The organism is Ancylothrix sp. D3o (assembly GCF_025370775.1).
Lineage (GTDB): Bacteria > Cyanobacteriota > Cyanobacteriia > Cyanobacteriales > Oscillatoriaceae > Ancylothrix.
Genome location: NZ_JAMXEX010000006.1, coordinates 1 through 23498, shown reverse-complemented (window position 1 = coordinate 23498; position 23498 = coordinate 1). Strand labels below are relative to the sequence as shown.

Below are 23498 nucleotides of genomic sequence, written 5' to 3'. Positions count from 1 at the left end.
GTGTGGTTTGTTGTGTGACTATTTTAACGAGCTTCGCTTTGCTTTGCACTAGAGAAGCTTCATAGTCAGGCTAAAGTGCTATCATCCCCACTACCACCTTTAGACTCCACCACCCCAAAAATACCCGCCAACAAAAACCACCCCAAAAGATTAACCCGCAAATCAAATAACGTCACATCAACCAAATGAAAAATTGTAGTAGCAAAAAACGCCACTAAATAAGTAAAAAATATCAATTTATCAGCCGCCAACTTAAAAGAATAGCGACCCATAAATAACACAACTCCCTGAGCCAAAATCCAACCTATTAAACCACAAAATAATAACATTCCTGGCAAGCCGGTTTCATAACTCAACATCAAAAATAAATTGTGGGGATGTTGCGGCCATTCCAAAGCTTGGCCTTGATATGCAGCCGCAAATTCTTGATAATAATGCCCCGGAAAATTATTTAAACCCCAACCAGTAAAAGGCCGCGATAGGGCACCCTTCCAGGCAAAATTCCACTGCGTAACTCTTAAAGTTGGTGCCGGTCTTACAAACAACTCATCCGTTAACCTTGCCCAAACATATTTAGGCACAATTAACCGCAAACCTTGGCGAAAAGGATCAGGGCCAAAAGCCGAGACAAAAACAGCCCCGACTCCCCCAAAAACCGCCGCCACCAACCATCGCCAACCGGCATAAAAAGCAAACACACACACCGCAATTCCTGCCAAACCCCAAGCATTACGAGAATTTGTTAAAATTAATCCAATTGCATTTAACAAAACCGCACTTGTTAGAAAGGCAACTTTCCCAACTTTCTGCTTACCATGCTCATCCTTGAAATTAAAATTTCGGTTAAATATACCTTTTAAAGCTGGAGAATTTTCTAACCACAGGCCCAGGGAAAAAACAAATGTAATCACCAAATAATTAGCCAAAACATTCGCATAGTCAAACACAGAAGACATCCGACCTACAGGATTACCTCCAGCCGCCAAAACCCAATTAATTACAGCCCATAAAAAAATTATCGGCCCTTTCAAACCTAAAAATAGCTGCCCCAAACCAATCAAAACAACCGGCACAGAACCGATCACCAAAATCCAAGCAATACGCCGCAATTGTTTTGTTGTTCTGATCAACAAACTCAAGCCTGCAAATACAAGAAAAAATGGAAAAAAATTAAAAAAACCCAGAAAAGATAGCGTCTGGTTATCTGCAAAGAAACAAATAAAAATTAACCAACCGGCCAGAATAGCAAACCCTCGATAAACAGGAATCCGACAAATCTCTTTAAAATTTTGTCGCCAACTTTTCAACACAGCCAAAACAACAAAAACCGCACCCAAAAGCGGACTAAAAGGCCATAGAGATAGACCGATTTGGGCGCAGTTCCAAGGAGATTTTAGACTTGACAAATTAAACGTTTTATTCATTCCTTCAAATCTAAAACCTAGAATTTAAAATCATCAAGCCCATTCCCAACACTCCCCACGAGTGAGACGAATTTGAGCCAAAGCAAAAACCGTCGGAATAATCCGAGCATAATTAGTAGCAATAGCCCGCCAACCCAAATCAGCTAAAAACCAAGTCCAAAGCACCGGCCCCACAAAAGATAACATCGTCCGAACAGCCCCATAACGAGCAGCAGCAACCGTCATCCCTTGTTTAGCAGCCTGCAAAGCCACATAATTTTCCATTCCCGCCGCCGCCACAGAACCGCCTAAAGCCAGCGTTTCTTTAGCGATTTGATATTGAGCAAATTGAATCGCAAATTGACGAGCAAATTGCTGCAACAAAAATGGCTGCACCACCGAAGAAACAGCCAAAGCACTACCGCCCTTAACAAACAAACCAAAAGGATTTTTCTGCACAGAAAGCGGTAAAGGCTCAGAAAAATTTGATTTCACCAAAGCTTTTTGCACTCTTAAAGTCAAGGCTTGTTGTTCAGCAACCGGCAACTTTTGCCAAGCTTGCCCGATCAAAAACAAAAACACCTCAGCTTCTAAATCAGTTGTTGATAGCTTAGTTGAGAAAGGAATTTTCAAATAACGGCAAACTTTAATCAAAACTTGCCTGTAACTTACTTGCGAAGTGCTACCCCGTAAAACCGTGATGCCATCCGCAGCCAAATAGCGAAATCTTTGCTCAATCGCATCTAACCAGGAACAGCGATCTCTACTTTTGATATCAATCGGTTCGGGCGTTTGCACATAATCTAAAGGATTGAACCGGCGACAAAACAGAATATCAGTTAACTGCTGTAATTCTTCATCGCTTGCTAATTCCAACGCTGAGCGTAGCTCGTCCAAAGTCAGCTTCCTCCTGCGACATTAGGCACGGACAGGCGGTGTTTTGTTCACCGCAACCCGTTCTCACCTATTCTACTATTGTGTTTCGATTCTGAGGTTTTATTGCTTAGGAAGTAAAATTTTGCGGATAAACCGGCACGCCCCACCCAGCCCTACAATCGAAGGCTGCAACGAAACAATGTTACAAACTTGGAATCTCAACTCTCCTATAAAGCGATCAATCTTCTCGCCCTGAGATTGTAGAGAACGGTGCTAAGCGGTTAAGTTTATTTAAGGTTAAAACGTCAAGAAACTAATTTAACAATCCATGACAGAAATTTTAGATGTAGCAGTCATCGGCGCCGGCATCAGCGGTTTAGTTTCCGCTTCATTGTTGCGGCATTGCGGCTATTCTGTAGCAGTTATTGAAAAATCTCGTGGTGTGGGCGGACGACTTGCCACCAGGCGCATCGGGGACACTATAGCAGATCACGGTGCCCGCTACCTCGAACCCAAAGGCGATTTGTTGCAAGGTTTAATTCACGAACTATCCGAACACCGTATCATCGAACCCTGGACAAACACAACTTATCTCTGCGATCCCACCACCGCTTCACTTTCCCCAACCACGTCTAACGACTGGACAATCTATTATGCTGCACCCACCGGCATGAATGCCATCGGCAAATTTTTGGCCAGTGGCTTAGAGATTTTCAAAAGCCAGCGTTTGGTTGCCATGACACCAACCGCTGAGGAAACTTGGCAGCTAAGCCTAGAAATTGCCGGCACCCCAGAACCTACCAGCCAAACCCTACAAGCAAAAGCCGTCGTGCTCGCCATTCCCGCACCCCAAGCCGTTCCCTTAATTGAGCCAAATAAATCTTTTTTTAGTCTTGACTTTTTTGAGAGTTTATGCTACGCAGAATATGACCCCTGTTTAAGTGTCATGGCCGGCTACCCGCCAACCCGCAACATAGATTTAAACCAACGAGCAACCGCATGGCGCAGTGTGAGTTTTCCAGAAAATTATGATTTAGCTTGGGCCGGTTGGGATAGTAGCAAACGCCAGCTATCGGAAAAGCCTCTTTTTGTCTTTCATAGCAGCGCTGAATATGCCGAAAAATATCTTGATGAAGCAGACTTACAGCCGGCTGCTACACATTTATTAAACTTAGCAGGTAAATCTTTAATAAGTTGGTTAAATGCTCCCGAATGGGTGCAAATTCAGCGCTGGCGCTATGCTTTTGTCCGCCGGCCCATTCCCCAAAATTGCCTAATTTCAGCAAAGCCGGTGCCGGTGGTTTGTTGCGGTGACTGGTGTGCCGGTGGGCAAATCGAAGTTGCTTTAAAATCAGGGATCGCCGCCGCAGGAGAGATAAATACTCACCTACAGCAGCGATCACTACCCGGTAAAGAGTGCTGGAATCTTATTGCACGCGCCTACCGAGCAAACTAAAAACAACGAAATCTTTTTTAGTGAAACACAACAGATTTCGCTCTGCACCCAAGTCTGGGTGCAGATTACCCAGTTTACTCGCCTTCTGTTGTGCTTTTTTGTTCTTCGGTAGTAGCGGTTTTGCTATTATTTGTATTTTTATGGCTTTGTTGGCCGCCTTTTTTACCGATTTCTGACATATGTTCCCGGTCTTTGCTAACAGCTTCTCCTCCTTTTCTGCCAATAGCTGACATATGTTCGCGGTTTCGACTGACCGCTTCACCACCTTTTTTGCCGATTCTTGCCATGTGTTCGCGGTTTTTGCTCACCGCTTCTCCGCCTTTACGACCGGCTTCTCTGGCTTCTTCGGGGGTAAATTCATGTGCGGTGCCTTTTTGATGCGCGGCGTGTCCGCCTTTGCTCGCTATTTGACGCTGCTTTTCTGCATCCATAGAGGCAAATCCGCGTTTGCTTTTCTCTGCCATTCTTTTACTCCTTTGTTGGTGAAAGCTTTTTTATTTAGTAGCTGATCCTAGACCCATACTAAGAACCCATTGCATCCATTTCATCTTTCTACAGACTCATCTCGACCAAGTTATTTTTTCAGCCTAAAGACATATCAGAATTAAAGCGTTATCAGCGTTCCGCAATCAGAAAATTAATTTTTCATTGAAAGTCTTTGCCGACAGCGCATTAATTTTGCCATAAAAGGCAGGTCTGTTTGGATACTTGTTTTTCCCTTAAAAAATCAGGAGCAGTCAAGTTTACCTACTTGAATTGTTCAAGTTTTTATGTTGGATGTGGGGGACTTTAGTTTAATCAGGAAGCTATGGTCGCTTACTTGTTTTAATTTTACATGAAACCGTCAAAAAATAACAACCCTCAACTCAGCACAAGCTCCTTCCTCTAAAAAACGCTCTCAAACCTCGATCCCGTCCCTCGCCTAAGCCAATTGTAAAAAAAACTATAAAAATTCAAAAAAACTAATCCCCCTCGCCAAAAATTACCTTCCTCTCTGGATAAGGATCTCTCCCACCGGCACAAAATTTCACATCTCGCCCCTCTTCCTAAAACCGAAAAACTTTCTATTATAAACTTTATTATTCTTTACAATGGCTTTTTAACAAATCACTCGCAAATTCCAGCGCCTCTTGCCGATTAGAAATGCGTCCCTCTGCCACAGAAATGCTAATTTCTGTCAGCAGTACACCCACTTGCGGACTAGGGCTTAAACAAAGCTCCTTCATTAAATCATTTCCACTCACCGGCAATTTTGGATGAGCAACGCGATCATCAGGGTTGATAAACCGGCCAAACCAACTTGCTACCCTCAAAACCGGCACTCCCAAAGCCACAGCCACCACCGCCAACACCGGAAACGCCGAACCCAAATTTTTAAACAAAAAATACTCTTCCCGTATAGACAAACATTCCTCCTTTAATACCACCGGCAAATTTCTGATCACCGCAAGAGCCGCCTGCATTTCAACACGGCTGTACTTTAAATTTAAAAGTTGTTCTTCTGCCTTAACCTCCTCAAAACCCAGCAAACAAACCAGCTTAGCAATTGCTATTATAGGCGTTTTCACCCCTTCACGAATATTTTTAGCCAATTCTGCCTCAATTTTCGGCTCTATCTCCTTTAATAAAATAGCCGCTTCATCAATTTTTGGCAGCAAAGAAACATCCTTTTCTGTCGCCGCCAACCAAACCCCCAGCAAACCATCTGTAAATAAAGCTTGTAGCTGCTGAGTTCCCTCAACTGTTGGCAGTAAATACGCCAATTCTGCTCGCACTCGTTCGGCTGCCACATTCCCCAGTAACAAAGCTCGTTCGCGGATAGCTGTTCTTGTGGCCGGTTCAATGGTAAAACCCAATTGCGAAGCTTGCCGGTAGGCGCGCAATAACCGCAACGGATCATCCTCTAAATTGCCCGCAGAAATCATTCTAAGCACACCCGCCTGCAAATCAGCATAACCCCCCAAGAAATCAATAATTTCGCCAGAAAAAGGATTGTAAGCAATCGCATTAATTGTAAAATCGCGCCGGTGTAAATCAGTTTCCAAACTTTCCCCCTCCTGCTGAGCAAAGTCAACTGTTGCCTCAGCAAACACTACCCGTGCGATCTGTCGAGAAGCATCCAACACCACAAAACCAGCTTTATAGTGATTAGCAACTTTTGAAGCCGTTTCAATTGCCGCATTAGCTGTGACAAAATCAAGATCCAGGTATTCCCGTTTCCTTCCCAACAACGCATCACGCACAGCACCGCCAACTAAACAAGTAGCCGGTGGCAACAATTCTAAGCTAAAAGGCCAATTTTCAGGAGAAAGAGCAGAAATCGGTGCTGGGGGAAATATCATCACAAAAAAATCCAACGACTAATCAGCGCCAAAAATATCAGAATTCGCGTTAAATTATTGTAATCACACCTCTTCGTTAAAGCAAAGCACCAACCTTATCTGGGCTAAAAATTTTCCGCTATCTCCCCTTTAACCCGAACCGTCAGATTTACTAAAGCAAAAATCATTGAAAAGTTACGAGGTTTTGCATCATGTGTATTTGTGTGAATTGCCATTATGTAGACCGCTGCATTACATACCACATGGTAGAAGAACAGCACGAACAGCCTCACTTGAGCGCCACGCCTGATTTTGAGCCGGTGGAACCCACAATTAATGTTAACCACTCCTTCCCCGAAGTCGTCGTTACAGACGATGGTCGTATTGTTCAGATCGGCGACTTTGGCAAAGAATGGGATGTAGTCGGCTGTTTAAGCTTTAAACAAGAAACCGGCAAGTGGTCGCGCTTGCGTCCAGGGGAATTAATTCCCACTTAAACAACTTTATTAGACGCAGTTTGCTGAGGCGTGATAGCTTTTTTATTGCGTCTCTTTTTTACTATAATTTAAAAAGAAAGTTTGAGGGTAAAAATATTAACATGGTAGGACAACGTATTGAACCGGCACCAGGACAAGAATCAGTGTGGGATTATCCCCGGCCACCACGACTTGAAGATACATCAAAACATATTCAAATTATCTTTAATGGAGAAATCATTACCGACACCCGAAGCGCTAAAAGAGTATTAGAAACAAGCCATCCGCCGGTTTATTACATTCCCCCAGAAGATATTAAAATGCAATATTTAACCAAAGCCAGCGGCGCAAGTTTTTGCGAATGGAAAGGATACGCCGGCTACTATACACTCACAGTAGGAGATAAAACCCTAGAAAAAGTAGGCTGGTATTATGAAAATCCCACCCCTACATTTGCCACTATTAAAGATTACGTTGCCTTTTACGCCGGCCCGATGGATGCTTGTTATGTAGATGGCGAAAAAGTAGAACCTCAACCCGGTGGTTTCTATGGCGGCTGGATAACAAAAGATATTGTGGGCCCCTTTAAAGGAAGCTTCGGCACTTGGGGATGGTAAAAGCAATTAAAGTTTTTGATTTTCAAGAAACTGCAACGCTAAAAAAACCGCCGCCACCGAACCGGCCACATTAATTTTTCCCGAACTAATCTTATTTAAAACATCAGAAACCGGCACTAAAACCACCTCAATTTCCTCAGTAACATCTAAAACAGGAGTTTTTTTAAACTCAGAATCCAAACCAACAAATAAATGTATTTTATTCGTATCCTTCACCGGATTACAATAAAACGTACCCAGAGGAAAAAGCGAATCACAGACATAACCAGTTTCCTCAGTAAACTCACGCATTGCCCCAACTTCCGCACTTTCAACCTCCGAATTAAAAGCACCGGCCGGCAACTCTAAAAGAATCTCACCAACGCCGTGCCGGTATTGCCTAACAAACACAACCTCCCGATCTTTTGTTAGCGCAAAAACATAAGCAATTTCAGGGCGAACATTCACAAAAAAATCATCAACCACAACCCCATTAGACAACTCCACAGAATCTTTGCGAACTTGACACCATTGATGATTTACAACCAACTCAGACTCTAAAACCTGCCACTTTTTCAAAGAACTTTCACTCATTTTGACTCCCGACGCGCAGCAAAAGCCGGCAAACAAATTGAATTATCTCCTTTTGAATTATCTCCCTGACTGCGAATTAAATTCATCGAGCGTAATTGTCCCATCAATCGAGTCACAGTTACACGAGTCGAACCAATAGCACTAGCAATTTGAGAATGAGTTAGCGACCAAGGCAAACAATAACCCCGTTGAACTTCACCTTTTTGTATCCACTCGCAAGGTTCGCCATATTCTTCAACTAACAAAGTTAATAAACCTAAAAGCCGGTCAATGGTTCGATGTTGACCCAAAGTAGCCAGCCACAACAACTGTCGCTGATGTTGATAGCGAAAAGCATCCAAAACCTCACGGCGAAAATGAGGCCAATTCTCTAAATCATGCCAATACATCCAAATTACCGAAGTTTCATCAACATGAGCATAAGCCTGAAGCGAAAACGGAGACTGAGCAACAATTTCAAACGGCTGACCGGCCCCCACAAACCCCAAAAAAGCCTCATCAGAAACCAATGGCACCAGAGGCGACTGAGACTTATTCACAGCTACCGCTTTGATCTGGGAAGTTCCCACCAAACGCACAGCACCTTTTTGTACCAAATAAAGTAACTCAGGTCGAGCAGGAATGCGCTCATCTTTGTTAAAAATGCGACAACGATAGTGAACTTGGGCCCAGTCTACAATCAACTGCCAAGTTAAAAACGGGCGCGGCGCCTCAGAATGTAAAGATGAATACATAAAAATGCCTATCAAAATCGCTAAAGAATATAACTAGCTTGGCCTTTCTTAAGTTCCACCTGCTTGATCTATAGGCCGGTGAAAGGAAAGTAGCAAACAATACTTCCCAGTAGAAAAAACTTTTCCGCATACTTAGACGCTGTGTGCCAAAACGATATGATTACACCCCAAGCGCTAAAATCCCAATTGCGGGAAACAACTTTTCAACTTTATTGCAAAATTTCCAATCTAAAATCCTATCAATGGGCAATTTTAATGTTAACTGCGGTGAAATTCCAGCACTCAAACCTCAACTACTCGCCCAACTGCAAACCGTCATCCCCAAAAATTCTTTAGGTTGCGAACCTACCAGCATTCCTCTAACCAGGGCAAAAAACACCACAGAAATAATTTACCTATCCCCCATAGCCTTAAAACTCGCCCGCAGCCAAACCGAAAACACCCTCCCCAGCCAACTCGCCGCTGATTTATCCAGTCTTATCAATGCCGGCTGCCTAGATTTTACCCTTGAGGTTCTCCCTTCTGGCTGGTTACAATTTCATCTTGCCCCGGTTAGCTTGGCAACTTGGTTACAAAATCTGATTTCCACATCCCTGCATTCCCCTGTTTCCCCCTCTCCCTCAGCGAGTACCTCATCCCTATTTAGCATTCAGTACACACACGCTCGCTGTTGTTCGCTGCTGCAAACCGCCCACCGCGAAGGTTTAATCATTCTGAATCAAAAAAACCACCAAATTATTACACCGGCACATCTTCCCTGGCTCAATTCCTGTCAATGCTGGCGCTTTACCCAAAACCAAGAACTCGGCTTAATTTCTCGGTTAGTAGATACCCTTGACTCCCTCGCCACCGGCACCTGCCAAAATCCCCTCAAACTAGCCACCGGCCTCAGCGAAGCCTTCGATTGCTTCCACAGTGCTTGTCGCATTTGGGGCGATGTGCGAACTCAAACTCCAGAACTCGCTCAAGCTAGACTTGGCTTAATTCGCGCCACCCAAACCACACTTCAATTTCTTTTAAAAGACTTTTTAGCTACAGATGCGCCGGTAGAACTATAGAATGCTTGCTCGCTTATCCTGCTGTGGTCTGATTTTTTTGCCTAAGAATCTCTAAATTTTTTTTCCCCTGGCTTCTGAATCTTCTTTGAGAGGCTAAAACGCTTAGCCTGTCTGTATTCCTTAAAAAATGTTACCGCGAATTATAGCAAATTTTTGGCCCTTTTTCACCCAAGTTCACAACGAATTTAAGCAAAATAGGCAAAAAGTTAGAAAATTGTCATAAAACTTTAACAAAAGGGGGTGACAAACTTGATGAGTGCCGGTTATAGTGACTGGTGTGTGAGGAGCGAACCAGTAAGGACACCGAGACGAAACACGGCCAGTCGTCGGTGTCCTTTCTGATTTTCGGGCTAAAGTACAAATTTCTGAATGGCTGCCGCCACTCCATCTAACTCGACCGGCGGAGCAACCCAACCGGCAATAGCTTGAACCTCAGCGGGTGCATTGCCCATCGCCACACCAATGCCGGCAACTTCCAGCATTTCCACATCATTAAAATTATCCCCAACGGTCATCACACGAGACAGGGGGATGTCCAGCACTTTTTCAGCCAAATAGCGCACCGCTGCACCTTTATTAACGGCGGGGTGGGTAACTTCAAAAAAGGTTGCTACAGATTTTGTCAAATACAGTTCCGCAGGGGTATAACGTGAACGTAAACTGCCCAACAAATTATCGGTGACAGCCGCATCTTCACACAGAGCTAAAATTTTGGTGGGTTCGCTGGTTAGAAACTCGCGTAAATCTCCCACCGGCAAAGGTTCTACTCCTGTTCGTTCTCCATAAGCTAGAGTGGCGTGGGTTAATTCACGCACATAAAGCCGGTCATCCAGATAACAATGGATTGAAAGGGCCGGTCGCCATTCGGATTTTTCCAAAAAATCTAAAATCTCTAGTGCGATCTGCCGGTTAATTCGTAAATCAAATAAAACTTGTTGCGTTAGCGGCTCTTTAATCAGCGCGCCTTGGTAGGCTATCAAGGGTAAATCTGATGCAATTTCTTGGTGAAAGCGCAAGGCTGAACAAAACATTCTGCCGGTAGCGATAGCCACTTTTACACCCTGAGCCTGAGCCGCCGCAATGGCTTGTTTGACCGGCTCAGAGATTTGATTTGAGTGGCCCGCTATCGTGCCGTCAATATCCAAAACAATTAACTCAATCTCATCCTGTTGGATGTCGCTGGTCATTTTCAAATCTGCTGCCGGTTGTGTTTGCATAAATTCTTCCTGGGAGTGGTGACTTTTGATTAGTGTGCACCTCCAAGCCCCTTGTAGGGTAAACTCTACCCACCGGCCAGCCTCATCTTAAACATAAATGCCGGCAACTGTCATTTTAAAAACAGCCACCGGCAACAGAAATCGCCAGCATATCCTAAACAAAGAGCTATTTCATTTTTTGTTTAATAAAAGCCAAAATCTGACTAACTTGTTTTTTCAGTGCATCAATTTCAGCTTGCATAGTAGCGACTTGCTTTTTCAAAGCTTGAACTTCCGCTGAATCTGAAGATCCCGTAGCCGGTGAAGCCGCCGCCGGTGGTGCCGCCGCTGCCGGTGCCGCTGCTGCCGGTGCCTTCGGAGCAATTTTCATTGCCAGCTTAATTGCTTCAATCAGCGACTTTTTCTCAAAAGGCTTTTCAATAAAAGCAAAATGCTTAAAAGGTTCAGTAATTTTTTCTGTAACTTCCTCTTTGCGTCCAGACATCAACACCAAAGGAATAGAACGTAATTCAGCATTGCTTTGAATTTGTTGGAAAACTTCCCAGCCGCTGACTTTTGGCAGCAGGAAGTCTAACATAATCAAATTAGGGCGAGCCTGACGGATCAGCTTTAGCCCTTCCTCACCGTCTTTTGCTTCCAACACTTCAAAATTACCAGGGGGTAACATTTCCCGTACCCGCACCCGAATCACCTTACTGTCATCAATGACCAAAATTTTGTGACTTGCCACGACTTACTCCTCTTGTGGTTCGTTCGCTTAATTTGATTTAACAATTAAATTTTGGCAATTGCCGCGCCGATGAATTCCTCAGCAGCGACACAATCCCAACGGAAACACGCTTTTTGGATTACATAACAAAGGACAATCACCGTATTTCCGACTATCGCACCTTTACGAATTTTGACGGTCGCATAGACATCGCCTGCTGGGGCGAAACCGCCACCTATAAAGAATTACCAATAATCCTAGCTTAAACCGGCCTACACACCAATAACAAAAGTGCAACCAAAACTTTTCTGTTTCCCAAGACCGATATCCGCTCTGAATGTCTTAAGATTTGTATCACCCTCTTGACTTTTTTCCGCCATTCTTCCCCACTCCCTGATTCCCAGTTCCCGATTCCTAACTCCCAATTGCCAATTACCAATCTAAAATCCCATGACTGCACCAACGAATATCCGAGCCGAAATTGCTGCAATGCCAGAATGGTTACGCCGGCCCATTGGCAAAGCCAGTGAACTGTCCACCGTCCAAAAAATCATCAAACAACGACAAATTCATACTATTTGCGAGGAGGGCCGGTGTCCGAATCGTGGCGAGTGTTATGCAAATAAAACCGCTACGTTTTTACTGATGGGGCCAACTTGTACTCGTTCTTGTGCCTTTTGTCAAGTAGATAAAGGTCATGCTCCCATGCCCCTAGACCCAGACGAGCCTGCAAAAATTGCAGAATCGGTGCAATTATTGGGATTGCGCTATGTGGTGTTAACTTCTGTTGCCAGAGATGATTTAGCTGATGGCGGTGCCGGTTGGTTTGTCGCCACCATGAACGCGATCCGGCAGAATAATCCTGAAACCCAAATTGAAGTTTTGACACCTGATTTTTGGGGAGGACAAACCGAACAGCAAACACCGGCCCAACTGCAAGCCTCACGGATAGAATGCGTAGTTAAAGCAAAACCCGCTTGTTATAATCACAACGTTGAAACAGTGAAGCGATTACAGGGGCCGGTGAGACGCGGTGCAAAATATCAGCGTTCCCTGGAAGTCTTGCGGCTAGTTAAAGAAATCGACAACAACATTCCCACCAAATCAGGCTTAATGCTGGGACACGGAGAAACCGAAAAAGAGATTGTAGAAGCAATGCAAGATTTGCGGGCGGTGGGATGTGACCGGCTGACTTTGGGGCAATATATGCGTCCATCATTGGAACATACAGCAGTGGTGAAATATTGGACACCTGAAGAATTCGACAGGCTAGGGGAAATGGCGAGGGAGATGGGATTTGCTCATGTTCGGTCTGGCCCCTTGGTTCGCAGTTCCTATCATGCCGGTGAAGAATAGACTCTAAGCGCTGTGCCAGAGCGCCCGCCCCCAAACGGCCCCTACTAATGCGGGCAACCACAGCCACCGATTGCCCCTACTTTGGCCATCAACAGCCGACAATTCCCCTACCACTACTTATAAACCGGCATCTCCCCAGAATTGAGGCGATCCATATAATTTTTCAGATCCGCCGCCACCTTATTAGAAAGCAAAAATCCCCCCAGCATATTTGGAAAAGCCATCGTTAAAATCATCATGTCGCTAAAATCGAGAACCGAACGGAGATTTACCACCGAACCAATAAAAACACAGATTACAAACAAAACCTTGTAAGCAATCATCGTTTTTTCCCCAAAAAGATAAACCCAAGCCCGCTCGCCGTAGTAACTCCAAGAAATCATCGTTGAAAAGGCAAACAAAAACACAGAAAGCGCCAAAATCGCCGGAAACCAACTAATCACCGTCGAAAAAGCAGCCGAAGTCATGTAAACCCCCTCAAGATTGGCCGTTGCCGGGTTGTTATAGACGCCGGTGAGAATCACAACAATTGCAGTCATATTGCAAATCACCACCGTATCGATAAACGGTTCCAGCAAAGCCACAATACCCTCGCGGACAGGTTCATGGGTGCGAGCAGCCGAGTGAGCAATAGAAGCCGAACCAATACCGGCCTCATTAGAGAAAGAAGCCCGCCGTACACCTTGAACCAAAACCCCAATAAAACCCCCCTCAACAGCAGTCGGGGTAAAAGCCTCCCTAAAAATAGTGACAATAGCGTTGGGAACCGCCGGCAGATTTAACAGCAAAATCCAAAGCGAAGCAATCACATAAATTAGGCACATCGAAGGCACCAGAAACTCAGCCACCGCACCAATGCGGCGAATGCCTCCAATAATCACCAAACCCACCAAAAAAGCCGCCACCAAACCATAAAGCCAACTACGACCGGCAAAAATCGGTAAAACTTCCGCCACCGCTGCATAGGATTGATTGGCTTGGAACATATTACCGCCACCAAACGAGCCACCGATACAGAAAACCGCAAACAAAATAGCCAGAACCTTGCCCAGAGGCCGGTAGCCAATCTCAGCCAAACCGCGAGACAAAAAATACATCGGCCCCCCAGAAACCTGACCATTTGCATTAACAATGCGGTATTTGAGACCCAGAGTACATTCAACAAACTTGCTTGACATCCCCAGCAAACCGGCCACCGTCATCCAAAACATCGCACCAGGGCCACCCAACTTAATAGCAATCGCCACCCCAGCAATATTACCAAGACCAATTGTTGCTGAAAGAGCCGCCGACAAAGCCTGAAAATGAGTTACCTCACCTTGTTCTGCTGGGTCATCATAATGACCACGAACCACATAAATTGCGTGTTTAAAAGCCCGAAAATTGATAAAACCCATGCGGACAGTAAAAAAGATAGCACCGCCCATGAGCCAAAGAACAATAAAAGGGATACCACCAACACTGAAAAACAAAATCCCACTCATCGCCTTGACAATTTCCGCAAAAATCGGGTCAATTATGCGGGTAATCAAATCATCAGGGGCCGGTGTTTCAGCCGCCAGCGCCGCACCCGGAAAAGCGAAAAATATCAGAAAGAATAATAAGCCGGTTGGTTTCATCATTATTTTGGTGCCATTAAAAGTATGATTCTCTGAATGTAACCACATTGCACCCAAAGTCTATAGATTATGTGTGCGTGTCCTTACAGAGAGCGGTGAATGGTGTCATGCCACTAATCAACCTGTAAGATAAACACAACCAAACCAATTTATCAATCTAATCCTGTGTTTCCCATAAGCCAGAACAAATAACTCAAAACAACTATGCCGAAATGGAGTTTATGGATATTAACCGGCCTGCTGGTAGTCACACCTCTAACTGCCTGCGTCAACCGGCGCAACGTTGAACAATCAAACAGCCAATCGGGCAGTAGCACTAGAAATACCAGCCGACTCGATACTATATTGCAACGGGGAAAACTGATCTGTGGCGTAGGAGCAGACTTACCAGGATTTAGCTTTGTCAACAAAGAAGGCAGATATGGCGGATTCGATGTAGATGTATGTCGCGCCGTAGCCGCCGCCTTATTCAACAACCCCGACGCCGTAGAATTTAGAACCCTCACCCCCAAGGAACGATTCAGCGCCATGCAGGCCGGTGAAGTAGATATACTCAGCCGAAACACCACATGGACACTCGGAAGAGATACAGAAGTCGGCATGGAATTCGGGCCCACCGTTTTTTATGACGGACAAGGCATCATGGTTACGAAAGAAAGCGGCATAAAAACACTCAAAGACTTAGAAGGAAAATCGATTTGTGTGCAAACCGGCACCACCACCGAAAAAAACCTAGCCGATCAAATGGCAAAAGCCGGAGTTAAATACACCCCCCTAGTTTTTGAAGAAACAGACGCCACCTTCGCCGCCTACGCACAAGGTAGATGTCAGGGAGTCACAACAGACCGTTCCCAACTTGCCGGCCGGCGTAGTATCCTTCCCAAACCAGAAGATCATGTAATTTTAGATGTCGTAATGTCGAAAGAACCCTTAGCCCCCTGCGTTCTCAACGGCGACTCGCGGTGGTTTGATGCCATGAAATGGATAGTCTACGCCCTTTTCAACGCCGAAGAACTAGACATCACCTCCCAAAACGTCACCCAACTAGCAACCACCAGCACAGATCCCGTTGTGCGAAGATTTTTAGGAGCAGAAGGCAACCTCGGCCCAGGAATGGGACTCCCCCAAGACTTTGCCGTGCGGATCATTAAACACATCGGCAACTACGGCGAACTCTACGAACGAAACCTCGGCCCCAAAACCCCCTTAAATTTACCCAGAGGCATTAACACCCCTTGGACAAAAGGCGGCCTAATGTACTCCCCACCATTCCTCTAAACCCCAAACAACCAATCAACAACCCATCCCATTCATCCGCGTTCATCTGTGGGGCAGGCATCTTGCCTGCCATACATCTGCGGTAAAAAAACTCCCTCAAGCGCCAAAAATGTGACCAACTGGTCGCAAAATTCTCCTAAAAAAGCCAAATGAAAAAAAACCGGTAATGAACCAAAAAAAAACCAAAACCAAAACACAAAAATCTGCCATCCCCCTATGGCGAGATATAAGATTTTGGCACATTGCCGGCCAAGCACTAATGATCCTAGCCGTCCTCATTACATTAGCCGTTCTTTGGGATAACCTCACCTACAACCTAGAACGGCTAAACTTAGACTTTGGCTTTGATTTCCTCGGACAACAAGCAGCCTTTGATATCGGAGAAAGACCTTTATCCTACGAACGCACCGATGCTTATGCTCGCGCCATGTTCATAGGAATACTCAACTCGCTTCGCGTCATTTTGATTGGAATAATTTTAGCAACCCTTATCGGCGTAACCATTGGAATTTCCCGCCTCTCCGATAATTGGTTACTGCGACGCCTCGCCATTTTTTATGTAGAAGCAATCCGAAATACTCCCCTATTACTGCAACTATTTTTCTGGTACTTTGCCATTTTTCTAAGTTTCCCTCCACCAGAAACCGCCATTAACTTATTGGGGATATTGTCGTTCAGCAACAAAGGTTTAGATATTGCCACTCTCCATTTATCCTCAGAATTTTCTGCATTACTTTTTGGACTAACAACTTACACCGCAGCTTTCATCGCCGAAATTGTACGGGCCGGCCTCCAAGCAGTTCCCAAAGGACAATGGGAAGCCGCCAAAGCCCTTGGATTAAAACCAGATTTAGCAATGCGCCTTGTGATTTTTCCCCAAGCTTTAAGAGTGATTATTCCTCCCCTCACCAGCGAATATCTAAACCTGGCTAAAAATTCCAGCCTCGCCATCGCTGTCGCCTATCCAGATGTTTACTCTGTCTACTCCACTACTCTCAATCAAACAGGCCGTTCTGTAGAGGTTATCCTATTACTTATGTTAACTTATTTAAGCTTTAATCTAATCATTTCTCTGTTGATGAATTGGTTTAACAAAACAGTTCAAATCAAAGAAAGATAACCCTAATTTCCTTAAAAAAGCTTACCTAACGTGCAAAATAAATAATTATGCAAAAAACTGCCGAAACCCCCAATTTATTAACCTGGGCGAAAAAAAATCTCTTTAATAGCTGGCTCAATTCTCTACTAACCGTTTTTTCCTTAGCAATTATTTACCAAACTTTAACGGTTTTTTTAGGGTGGTTAACTAGCAAAGCTCAATGGACGGTTATTTCCGAAAACCTTCGTTTATTTTTAATCGGGCGATTTCCCGCCGGCCAAGAATGGCGACTTTTTGTAGTAGTTATTCTTCTGGGTGGATTAACAGCGCTAAACTTAATTGAAATTTCGCACCTCAAAAAATGGATGCCGGTGGCTTGGTTAAGCGCTTTTCCTGTTAGCCTTTGGTTGATAGGAGGGGGTTTGGGTTTAGTGCCGGTGGGAACAGAATTATGGAACGGTTTATTATTGACTTTATTAATGGCAGCTATTAGCATTATTTTGTCTTTTCCCATAGGAGTATTACTGGCTTTGGGGAGACAAAGTAAATTGCCGGTTGTCAGAAGTCTCTGTATTTTTTATATAGAAGTCATCAGGGGATTACCGTTAATTGGGATTTTATTTATGGCGCAGGTTATGCTACCTTTATTATTCCCGCCAGAAATTCGGTTAGATCGCATTGTGCGAGCCATTGCTGGGTTAACATTATTTAGTTCTGCTTATCTGGCAGAAAATGTACGAGGGGGTTTACAATCTATTCCGCGTGGTCAAGCCGAAGCTGCAAGAGCATTGGGTTTGAATCCATTTTATGTCATTGGGTTGATTGTTTTACCTCAAGCTTTAAGGGCTGTCATTCCGGCAATTGTCGGTCAATTTATTAGTTTATTTAAAGATACGACATTATTATCAATTGTAGGATTACAAGAATTAATGGGGATGAGTCGTTCAGTTTTGGCCCAGCCAGAATTTTTAGGAAGATATGCAGAAGTTTATTTATTTGCCGGTATTCTTTATTGGTTTTTTTGTTACAGCATGGCTTTAATTAGTCAACGCTTAGAACATCAACTTAGTCTCGGTAAACACTAAATAAAGTAAGAGGAAAAAATGATCAACAATAATGAACTAGACAACGAATTAATGATCGTAGCTGAGGACGTTCATAAATGGTATGGACATTTCCACGTTTTACGAGGAGTTTGTCTGACTGTAAAACGGGGAGAAGTGGTCGTAATTATGGGGCCATCGGGTTCAGGAAAATCTACTTTTATCCGCACATTTAATGCCTTGGAAGAATATCAAAAAGGCAGAATTATTGTAGATGGAATAGAATTATCCAACGACTTACGGAATATTGATGCTATCCGACAAGAAGTTGGGATGGTGTTTCAGCAATTTAATTTATTTCCTCACTTAACGGTTTTGGAAAATGTGACATTGGCACCGATTTGGGTGCGCCGGTGGACAAAAGTTAAAGCCGAAGAAGTGGCAATGCAATTGTTAGAAAGAGTAGGAATTTTGGAACAGGCCAAAAAATATCCGGGCCAACTTTCGGGAGGACAACAACAACGGGTAGCCATTGCGAGGGCGTTGGCAATGCAGCCTAAAATTATGTTGTTTGATGAGCCAACCTCGGCATTAGACCCGGAGATGGTGCGAGAAGTGTTGGACGTAATGCGAAATTTGGCTGATTCAGGGATGACAATGGTAGTGGTAACTCACGAAGTCGGGTTTGCAAGGGAAGTGGCGGATCGAGTAGTGTTGATGGATGGTGGGGTGCCGGTGGAAGAAGGCCCACCCACTGAATTTTTCCAAAATCCCAAAGAAGAACGTACTCGCAAGTTTTTGTCCCAGATTCTTTGAATCGGCCCGTTAATGTGAGAAAAATCTTTTATTTTTTGTGAGAAAACCCTCAAGCGTCCTGTTTAAGACATTCTCAGTCTATAGTGCTTGAATCCATGCTTTTCTTCAACAAAGCAAACAATTTTCTATACTTAATATAAAAAAATAAAATGCGGATGTGAGGAGAAAGTTGTGCAAATACCTTTGGCTATAGGACTAGGGAGGCTGAGGCCAGCAAAAGACACTAGGGGCCATCATCCGACCGAGGTTCTTAACCTGTCAATTATCAAATCTTTAAGAGAGTATAAGCATTTAAAATGAAAATTTCTGACAGTGGAAATTAGGAAAAACTCTCTTAACAGAGAAGTAGACAACAAAACAAGCTTTTTTATAAAATAAATAGTTAATTTTAAATAAACGCCAAGCTGCAAAAATTGATACAATCTGATAAATTCTGTGGGTAACGTCAAAAGCGACAACCAAAAACCGCACAGCAGTTTTAGAATCTTAGCGAGGTGTGAGGAAAAAATGATGATGCTAAAGATTTTCAAGGCTGCCCTACAATACAGTCCCGCTGTACTGGGCGCTACATTAGTATTGGCTAACAGTGCCCTAGCAGCAGAAATGACTGCCGGCACGTCACCAATAGAGAACTCAAAAGCTGACCAAACGGCCAGCTTGCCACAAAACAACGAAGGGACTCAGCAGTTAAATAGCTCTATTGCTGAGATTATGACGCTGAGCGATCTGAGCGCTCCCGCAGCCATGACGGCTCAAATGCCGACAAGTGCTGGAACAAATAACAATCTGACAAGCCAACTGCCGGTCGGGGAAGCAGAAGAAACCTTAACGCCGGTGGAAGCTTCGATTGATTCCTTAGAAGCCGGTGAAGTCCCCGCAGGCGAAAGCGAGGCGATGGATCAATTGAGATCCGTCAACGAACTGTCAGACGTGCGGCCCACAGACTGGGCCTACGAAGCACTGCGGAACTTAGTTGAAAGATATGGTTGTATTGTTGGCTATCCCGACCGGACGTTCCGAGGCAACCGTGCTTTAACTCGTTACGAATTTGCAGCCGGTGTCAACGCTTGCTTAGAAGCCATTACCGCACAAATTCAACCTGGAAACAACTTCGTTACCCGTGAAGACTTAGCCACCCTGGAACGCTTATTAAACGAATTTCAGGCTGAATTAGCTACTTTGCGCGGTCGTGTGGATTCGTTGGAAGCTCGCACCCGCGAACTTGAAGAAAACCAATTTTCCACAACCACAAAACTACGCGGAGAAGTTATTTTTGCCGGCAGCGATATCATCGGCGAAGGCGGAACGAATGTAGCGCCGCACTTTCATTACCGGGCACGGTTGAATTTAAACACAAGCTTCACCGGCAAAGATTTGTTGTTCACTCGTCTGCAAGCGGGTAACGCAGTAACTTTGAATTATGCTCCCAACAGCAACATGGATCGTTTGGCGTTTGAAGCAAACACTAATAACGATCTACGAATCCATAAGCTCTATTATCGTTTCCCGATAGGAAACGCCACAATCTTTGTTGATGCGAATGAGGGTGAATATTTTAGCAACACCTTTACCTTTAACCCCTTATTTGCCAGCGATAGCCAAGGTTCGATCTCGCGCTTTGGCCGGTTTAACCCAATTTATCGGCAAGGGTCCGGTGGTCCGGGGATAACTATCAACTATGATTTCAGTAAAGCATTTGGGATTACAGCCGGTTATTTAGCCCCCAACGGCAGCAACCCAGATTTTGAACCGCCTAATAGTGGTGGCTTTTTCAGAGGTTCTTATGCGGCTTTAGGTCAACTAACCTTCCGCCCCAGTGATGCCTTTGCTTTAGGTGTGACCTATGCTCATTCTTATAACCGTGATGGGCGCAACGTTTCTGCTGGCACCGGCAGTAACTTCGCTAACAACCCCTTTAACGGCGCCCCAACTTCTGGGAATCATTTTGGTGTCCAAGCCAGCCTCAAGGCAAGCTCTCGCTTTAGTCTGTCTGGGTGGGCCGGTTACAGTAAAGTGATGAATGAGAACACTGATAACGAAGCCACACTCTGGAACTGGGCAGTAACGCTGGGTCTGGCTGACTTAGGCAAAAAAGGTAACTTGCTTGGTTTCGTGGTTGGGATGCCGCCAAAAGTCACCGACAATGATGTGAGCACTCGTGAAGACAGCGACACCTCTATGCACTTTGAAGCCTTTTATCGCTATCAAGTGACTGACAATATTTCTATCACTCCAGGGGTGTTTGTGATTACCAATCCCGATCATAACGATAGTAACGAAACAGACGTTGTAGGAACTATCAGAACCACCTTCACTTTCTAAGCTTCTTGCAAGCAATGCTTTGTATAAAGCAACTTTTGACAGAAGTATTTAGTTATAAGAAGGCGGAGTGAACATTTTTTGCTCACTCCGCTTTTATTATTTGTGAGTAGACTGATGGGAGAATCTCACCCTAAATATGTTTCTGGGTGTAAGAAATCGTCCCGATCTCAAGCGATTGATAATGAATGTCAAAGACAGGACTGTACCCGCTTTCCAGATGCTTGCGAATGCTTCAGCATAATCGTGAGAGTTCACTAAGTATTGGGGACAGCCAATTGTTGTACTTCCTGTGGGAAGATATAATGGCTGCAATCTGTAGCTTAGCAACTATGATAAGCGCCTTTGATTGGCAAGGTAGGTAGGATAAATGAAATTACAAGACTTTTTGGGCAAAAATATTAGGTATGATGTCAATGCAATCGCTGCCGATGCCGAACTGTCACGTCAGATTCAAGTGCGGCTAATTGATTTAGGTTTCCTTGAACCACCGGCAGACGGTAGATTTGGCCCGATTTCATCAGCAGCTTTGAATCGGTTTCAATCTTTAATGCAATGTCAAGAACCTGGATATTTAGGCGCAGAAACTTCTACGAAATTGATCGAAGCAAAGCGGACAGATATTCCGGCTGCTTCTCCAGTTTTGGAAATTGTTAAAGCTACGCTTTTAAAGGCTAGACCCCTTGCCAACTCTCAATTGAGTGATGCAGAAAAGCACTCGATAGAACAAGGTAAAAAATTTGATCTTGTTTCTTATGAGGTAGTTCGTAATCATGTCCGAGTTACCTTTAGAAAAGATTCTTTCAAAAATTCTAAAATATGGTATCTTTTTGGTGAGCATATAAAAATAACACAGCAATCTGCTAGCAAAGTTCAACAGCTTTATCCGAAACCAAAACCAAAAACAGTTAAGCTAAATGTGCCTTACAAATCGCAGCTTGATAATTGGTATAACCCAACCGGGTCTTGTAATGTCACCTCTTTGGCGATGTGTTTGGAGTTTTTGGGGGCAGCACGCAAGTCAAAGCAGGGGCAATTTGAAGATGAGCTTTATCAATATGCTGAAAGAAATGGTTTAAGCAGACACGATCCTTATGATTTGGCTCGGATTGTGAAAGCTTATGGTTGCAAGGATGATTTTACCGATAATGCAACTATTGAAGAAGTGCAAGACTGGCTGGCTGATGGTAAACCAGCAGTGATACACGGATATTTTACGTCTTTTGGTCACATTATTGTTTTAGTGGGTTATGTCGATGATGGTTTTATAGTCCATGATCCTTATGGGGAGTGGTTTCCGGATGGGTATCGGACAGATTTGAAGGGGGCTTATTTGAATTACTCTTATCGGATGATCCGCCGGACTTGTATTCCAGATGGCAGCTTTTGGGTGCATTTTATTTCTAAGTAAATCGGACAAGAGTTATAAAAACCCGAAGTTAGAGGCTTGCTAATAACTTCGGGTTTTGTTTTTTTATTGGGGGTTAGGGCTGGGGGGTGTAAGCTTCATGCTTAAATCTAACCATGATGACCGGGTTATGGGGGCGCTAGTGGAAATGTAGTCTACGCCGGTTTCGGCTACAGGACGAAGCGTATCTAGGGTGATGTTGCCAGAAGCTTCTATTTTAATGTGGGGCTGGTCGGTGCGAATCAGTTGGACAGCTTCCCGCATCAGGTCAAGGGGCATATTGTCGAGCATGATGATATTTGGTTGATGCTGGAGGGCTTCTCTGACTTGGGTAATGGTTTCTGTTTCTACTTCTATTGTGAGAGGGTAGGGAATTTGAGCGCGGATGCGTCTGATGGCTTCGCCAATGCTGCCGGCGGCTGCTATGTGGTTGTCTTTGATCATTACGGCATCATCTAGGCCCATACGGTGGTTTCTGGCTCCTCCGACTTGGGTTGCATATTTTTCTAATAGTCTCAGACCAGGGGTGGTTTTGCGGGTATCGACAAGTTGAACTGGCAAGCCGACTAGTTGTTGGACATATTTATGAGTGAGGGTGGCAATGCCACTCAGACGCATGGTTAGGTTGAGGGCGACACGTTCGCCCATGAGTAGGGCATCAAGGGGGCCGGTGATCTGTGCCACGACTTGCTTAGGCTCACACCATTGACTTTCCTCTACAGTTGGCAGGAATTCAACTTTGCTATTTAACAGATGGAAGACTCTGGCTGCAACTGATAGGCCGGCGATGACTCCGGCTTCTTTGACTACCCACTCCGCCTTTGCTGGGGGGGTGTGGGCAAGTAATAAACTTTGGGTTGTGCGGTCGCCACGACCAATGTCTTCTAGTAACCACGCTTGTAAAAGGGGGTCTAAAACCATGTTTGGGGGCAAAACTGCGGTAGCGTTCACTGGCCAAATCCTCCTCTAGCCTTTTTCATACCAGAGCTACCCTACCTCAAAGGCTTACCTCTTAAGCATTTGAGTGCAATTTAAAAATTTCTCAAAAAATTTTTACCAAAAGGGTTGACAACCTTAAGGAGAATTGTTAGAGTAATAAAGCGGTGAGGAAAGCGAGAGC

The 23498-nt window shown here is 44.5% G+C and carries 22 protein-coding genes; 12 read left to right on the top strand and 10 right to left on the bottom strand.

Features of this window, described 5'->3' with window-relative positions:
• Positions 1 to 65: 65 nt before the first annotated feature.
• Both NG798_RS12980 and NG798_RS12975 read right to left on the bottom strand, forming a co-directional pair.
• On the bottom strand, positions 66 to 1424 hold the full coding sequence (locus NG798_RS12980) for an O-antigen ligase (protein WP_261223316.1): 1359 nt from the start codon (positions 1422 to 1424) through the stop codon (positions 66 to 68).
• Positions 1425 to 1457: 33 nt separating this feature from the next.
• Positions 1458 to 2300, bottom strand: a complete 843-nt coding sequence (locus tag NG798_RS12975; protein WP_261223314.1) for a YaaW family protein — start codon at positions 2298 to 2300, stop codon at positions 1458 to 1460.
• Positions 2301 to 2607: 307 nt separating this feature from the next.
• Between NG798_RS12975 and NG798_RS12970 the strand changes: the two genes are divergently transcribed.
• Positions 2608 to 3735 (top strand): NAD(P)/FAD-dependent oxidoreductase, encoded by a 1128-nt coding sequence (locus NG798_RS12970; protein ID WP_261223312.1) that lies wholly within the window; start codon positions 2608 to 2610, stop codon positions 3733 to 3735.
• A gap of 74 nt (positions 3736 to 3809) precedes the next feature.
• On the opposite strand, the gene NG798_RS12965 is transcribed toward NG798_RS12970, so the two are convergent.
• Together NG798_RS12965 and NG798_RS12960 are read right to left on the bottom strand one after the other, a co-directional pair.
• Entirely contained in the window at positions 3810 to 4199 is a 390-nt protein-coding gene (locus NG798_RS12965) for a KGG domain-containing protein (protein ID WP_261223310.1), read from the bottom strand.
• A 615-nt stretch (positions 4200 to 4814) separates the two neighbouring features.
• A complete protein-coding gene (locus NG798_RS12960; protein ID WP_261223303.1) occupies positions 4815 to 6077 on the bottom strand; it encodes a CCA tRNA nucleotidyltransferase in 1263 nt (420 codons plus the stop codon).
• A 191-nt stretch (positions 6078 to 6268) separates the two neighbouring features.
• Between NG798_RS12960 and NG798_RS12955 the strand changes: the two genes are divergently transcribed.
• Positions 6269 to 6553 (top strand): Ycf34 family protein, encoded by a 285-nt coding sequence (locus NG798_RS12955; protein ID WP_261223301.1) that lies wholly within the window; start codon positions 6269 to 6271, stop codon positions 6551 to 6553.
• A gap of 101 nt (positions 6554 to 6654) precedes the next feature.
• The gene (locus tag NG798_RS12950) at positions 6655 to 7149 is read left to right on the top strand and encodes a DUF427 domain-containing protein (protein WP_261223298.1); all 495 of its coding nucleotides are present in this window, start codon (positions 6655 to 6657) and stop codon (positions 7147 to 7149) included.
• Between the two features lie 6 nt (positions 7150 to 7155).
• Here NG798_RS12950 and NG798_RS12945 read toward each other — a convergent pair whose 3' ends face one another.
• Complete coding sequence (locus NG798_RS12945) at positions 7156 to 7722, bottom strand: NUDIX hydrolase (RefSeq protein WP_261223296.1); 567 nt, start codon at positions 7720 to 7722, stop codon at positions 7156 to 7158.
• Entirely contained in the window at positions 7719 to 8456 is a 738-nt protein-coding gene (locus NG798_RS12940; RefSeq protein WP_261223287.1) for a Crp/Fnr family transcriptional regulator, read from the bottom strand. Before NG798_RS12940 ends, NG798_RS12945 begins: the two co-directional genes overlap by 4 nt.
• 242 nt (positions 8457 to 8698) lie before the next feature.
• Between NG798_RS12940 and NG798_RS12935 the strand changes: the two genes are divergently transcribed.
• Entirely contained in the window at positions 8699 to 9514 is an 816-nt protein-coding gene (locus tag NG798_RS12935; RefSeq protein ID WP_261223285.1) for a DALR anticodon-binding domain-containing protein, read from the top strand.
• A gap of 350 nt (positions 9515 to 9864) precedes the next feature.
• Here the strand turns inward: NG798_RS12935 and NG798_RS12930 are convergent, their stop codons facing one another.
• Positions 9865 to 10731, bottom strand: a complete 867-nt coding sequence (locus NG798_RS12930) for a Cof-type HAD-IIB family hydrolase (RefSeq protein WP_261223283.1) — start codon at positions 10729 to 10731, stop codon at positions 9865 to 9867.
• A gap of 166 nt (positions 10732 to 10897) precedes the next feature.
• Positions 10898 to 11461, bottom strand: coding sequence for a PleD family two-component system response regulator (locus NG798_RS12925; protein ID WP_261223281.1), 564 nt, complete (start codon positions 11459 to 11461; stop codon positions 10898 to 10900).
• A 113-nt stretch (positions 11462 to 11574) separates the two neighbouring features.
• Here NG798_RS12925 and NG798_RS12920 point away from each other — a divergent pair, with 113 nt between their 5' ends.
• Together NG798_RS12920 and lipA are read left to right on the top strand one after the other, a co-directional pair.
• Entirely contained in the window at positions 11575 to 11706 is a 132-nt protein-coding gene (locus NG798_RS12920; RefSeq protein ID WP_261223279.1) for a hypothetical protein, read from the top strand.
• A gap of 184 nt (positions 11707 to 11890) precedes the next feature.
• Entirely contained in the window at positions 11891 to 12796 is a 906-nt protein-coding gene (gene lipA / locus NG798_RS12915) for a lipoyl synthase (RefSeq protein WP_261223277.1), read from the top strand.
• Between the two features lie 113 nt (positions 12797 to 12909).
• Here the strand turns inward: lipA and NG798_RS12910 are convergent, their stop codons facing one another.
• Positions 12910 to 14415: an alanine/glycine:cation symporter family protein gene (locus tag NG798_RS12910; protein WP_375338965.1), complete on the bottom strand. Its 1506-nt coding sequence runs from the start codon at positions 14413 to 14415 to the stop codon at positions 12910 to 12912.
• A 204-nt stretch (positions 14416 to 14619) separates the two neighbouring features.
• Between NG798_RS12910 and NG798_RS12905 the strand changes: the two genes are divergently transcribed.
• The 6 genes from NG798_RS12905 (at position 14620) to NG798_RS12880 (ending at position 22381) form a co-directional block, all read left to right on the top strand.
• A complete protein-coding gene (locus tag NG798_RS12905; protein ID WP_261223273.1) occupies positions 14620 to 15693 on the top strand; it encodes an amino acid ABC transporter substrate-binding protein in 1074 nt (357 codons plus the stop codon).
• Between the two features lie 166 nt (positions 15694 to 15859).
• Positions 15860 to 16813, top strand: a complete 954-nt coding sequence (locus tag NG798_RS12900) for an amino acid ABC transporter permease (protein WP_261223271.1) — start codon at positions 15860 to 15862, stop codon at positions 16811 to 16813.
• A 47-nt stretch (positions 16814 to 16860) separates the two neighbouring features.
• A complete protein-coding gene (locus NG798_RS12895; protein ID WP_261223269.1) occupies positions 16861 to 17877 on the top strand; it encodes an amino acid ABC transporter permease in 1017 nt (338 codons plus the stop codon).
• A gap of 18 nt (positions 17878 to 17895) precedes the next feature.
• Positions 17896 to 18651, top strand: coding sequence for an amino acid ABC transporter ATP-binding protein (locus NG798_RS12890; protein ID WP_317619596.1), 756 nt, complete (start codon positions 17896 to 17898; stop codon positions 18649 to 18651).
• A gap of 507 nt (positions 18652 to 19158) precedes the next feature.
• Positions 19159 to 20973: an iron uptake porin gene (locus tag NG798_RS12885; RefSeq protein WP_261223267.1), complete on the top strand. Its 1815-nt coding sequence runs from the start codon at positions 19159 to 19161 to the stop codon at positions 20971 to 20973.
• Between the two features lie 367 nt (positions 20974 to 21340).
• The gene (locus NG798_RS12880; protein WP_261223265.1) at positions 21341 to 22381 is read left to right on the top strand and encodes a C39 family peptidase; all 1041 of its coding nucleotides are present in this window, start codon (positions 21341 to 21343) and stop codon (positions 22379 to 22381) included.
• A gap of 63 nt (positions 22382 to 22444) precedes the next feature.
• Here NG798_RS12880 and nadC read toward each other — a convergent pair whose 3' ends face one another.
• Entirely contained in the window at positions 22445 to 23299 is an 855-nt protein-coding gene (gene nadC / locus NG798_RS12875) for a carboxylating nicotinate-nucleotide diphosphorylase (protein ID WP_261223918.1), read from the bottom strand.
• Between the last annotated feature and the right edge of the window lie 199 nt (positions 23300 to 23498).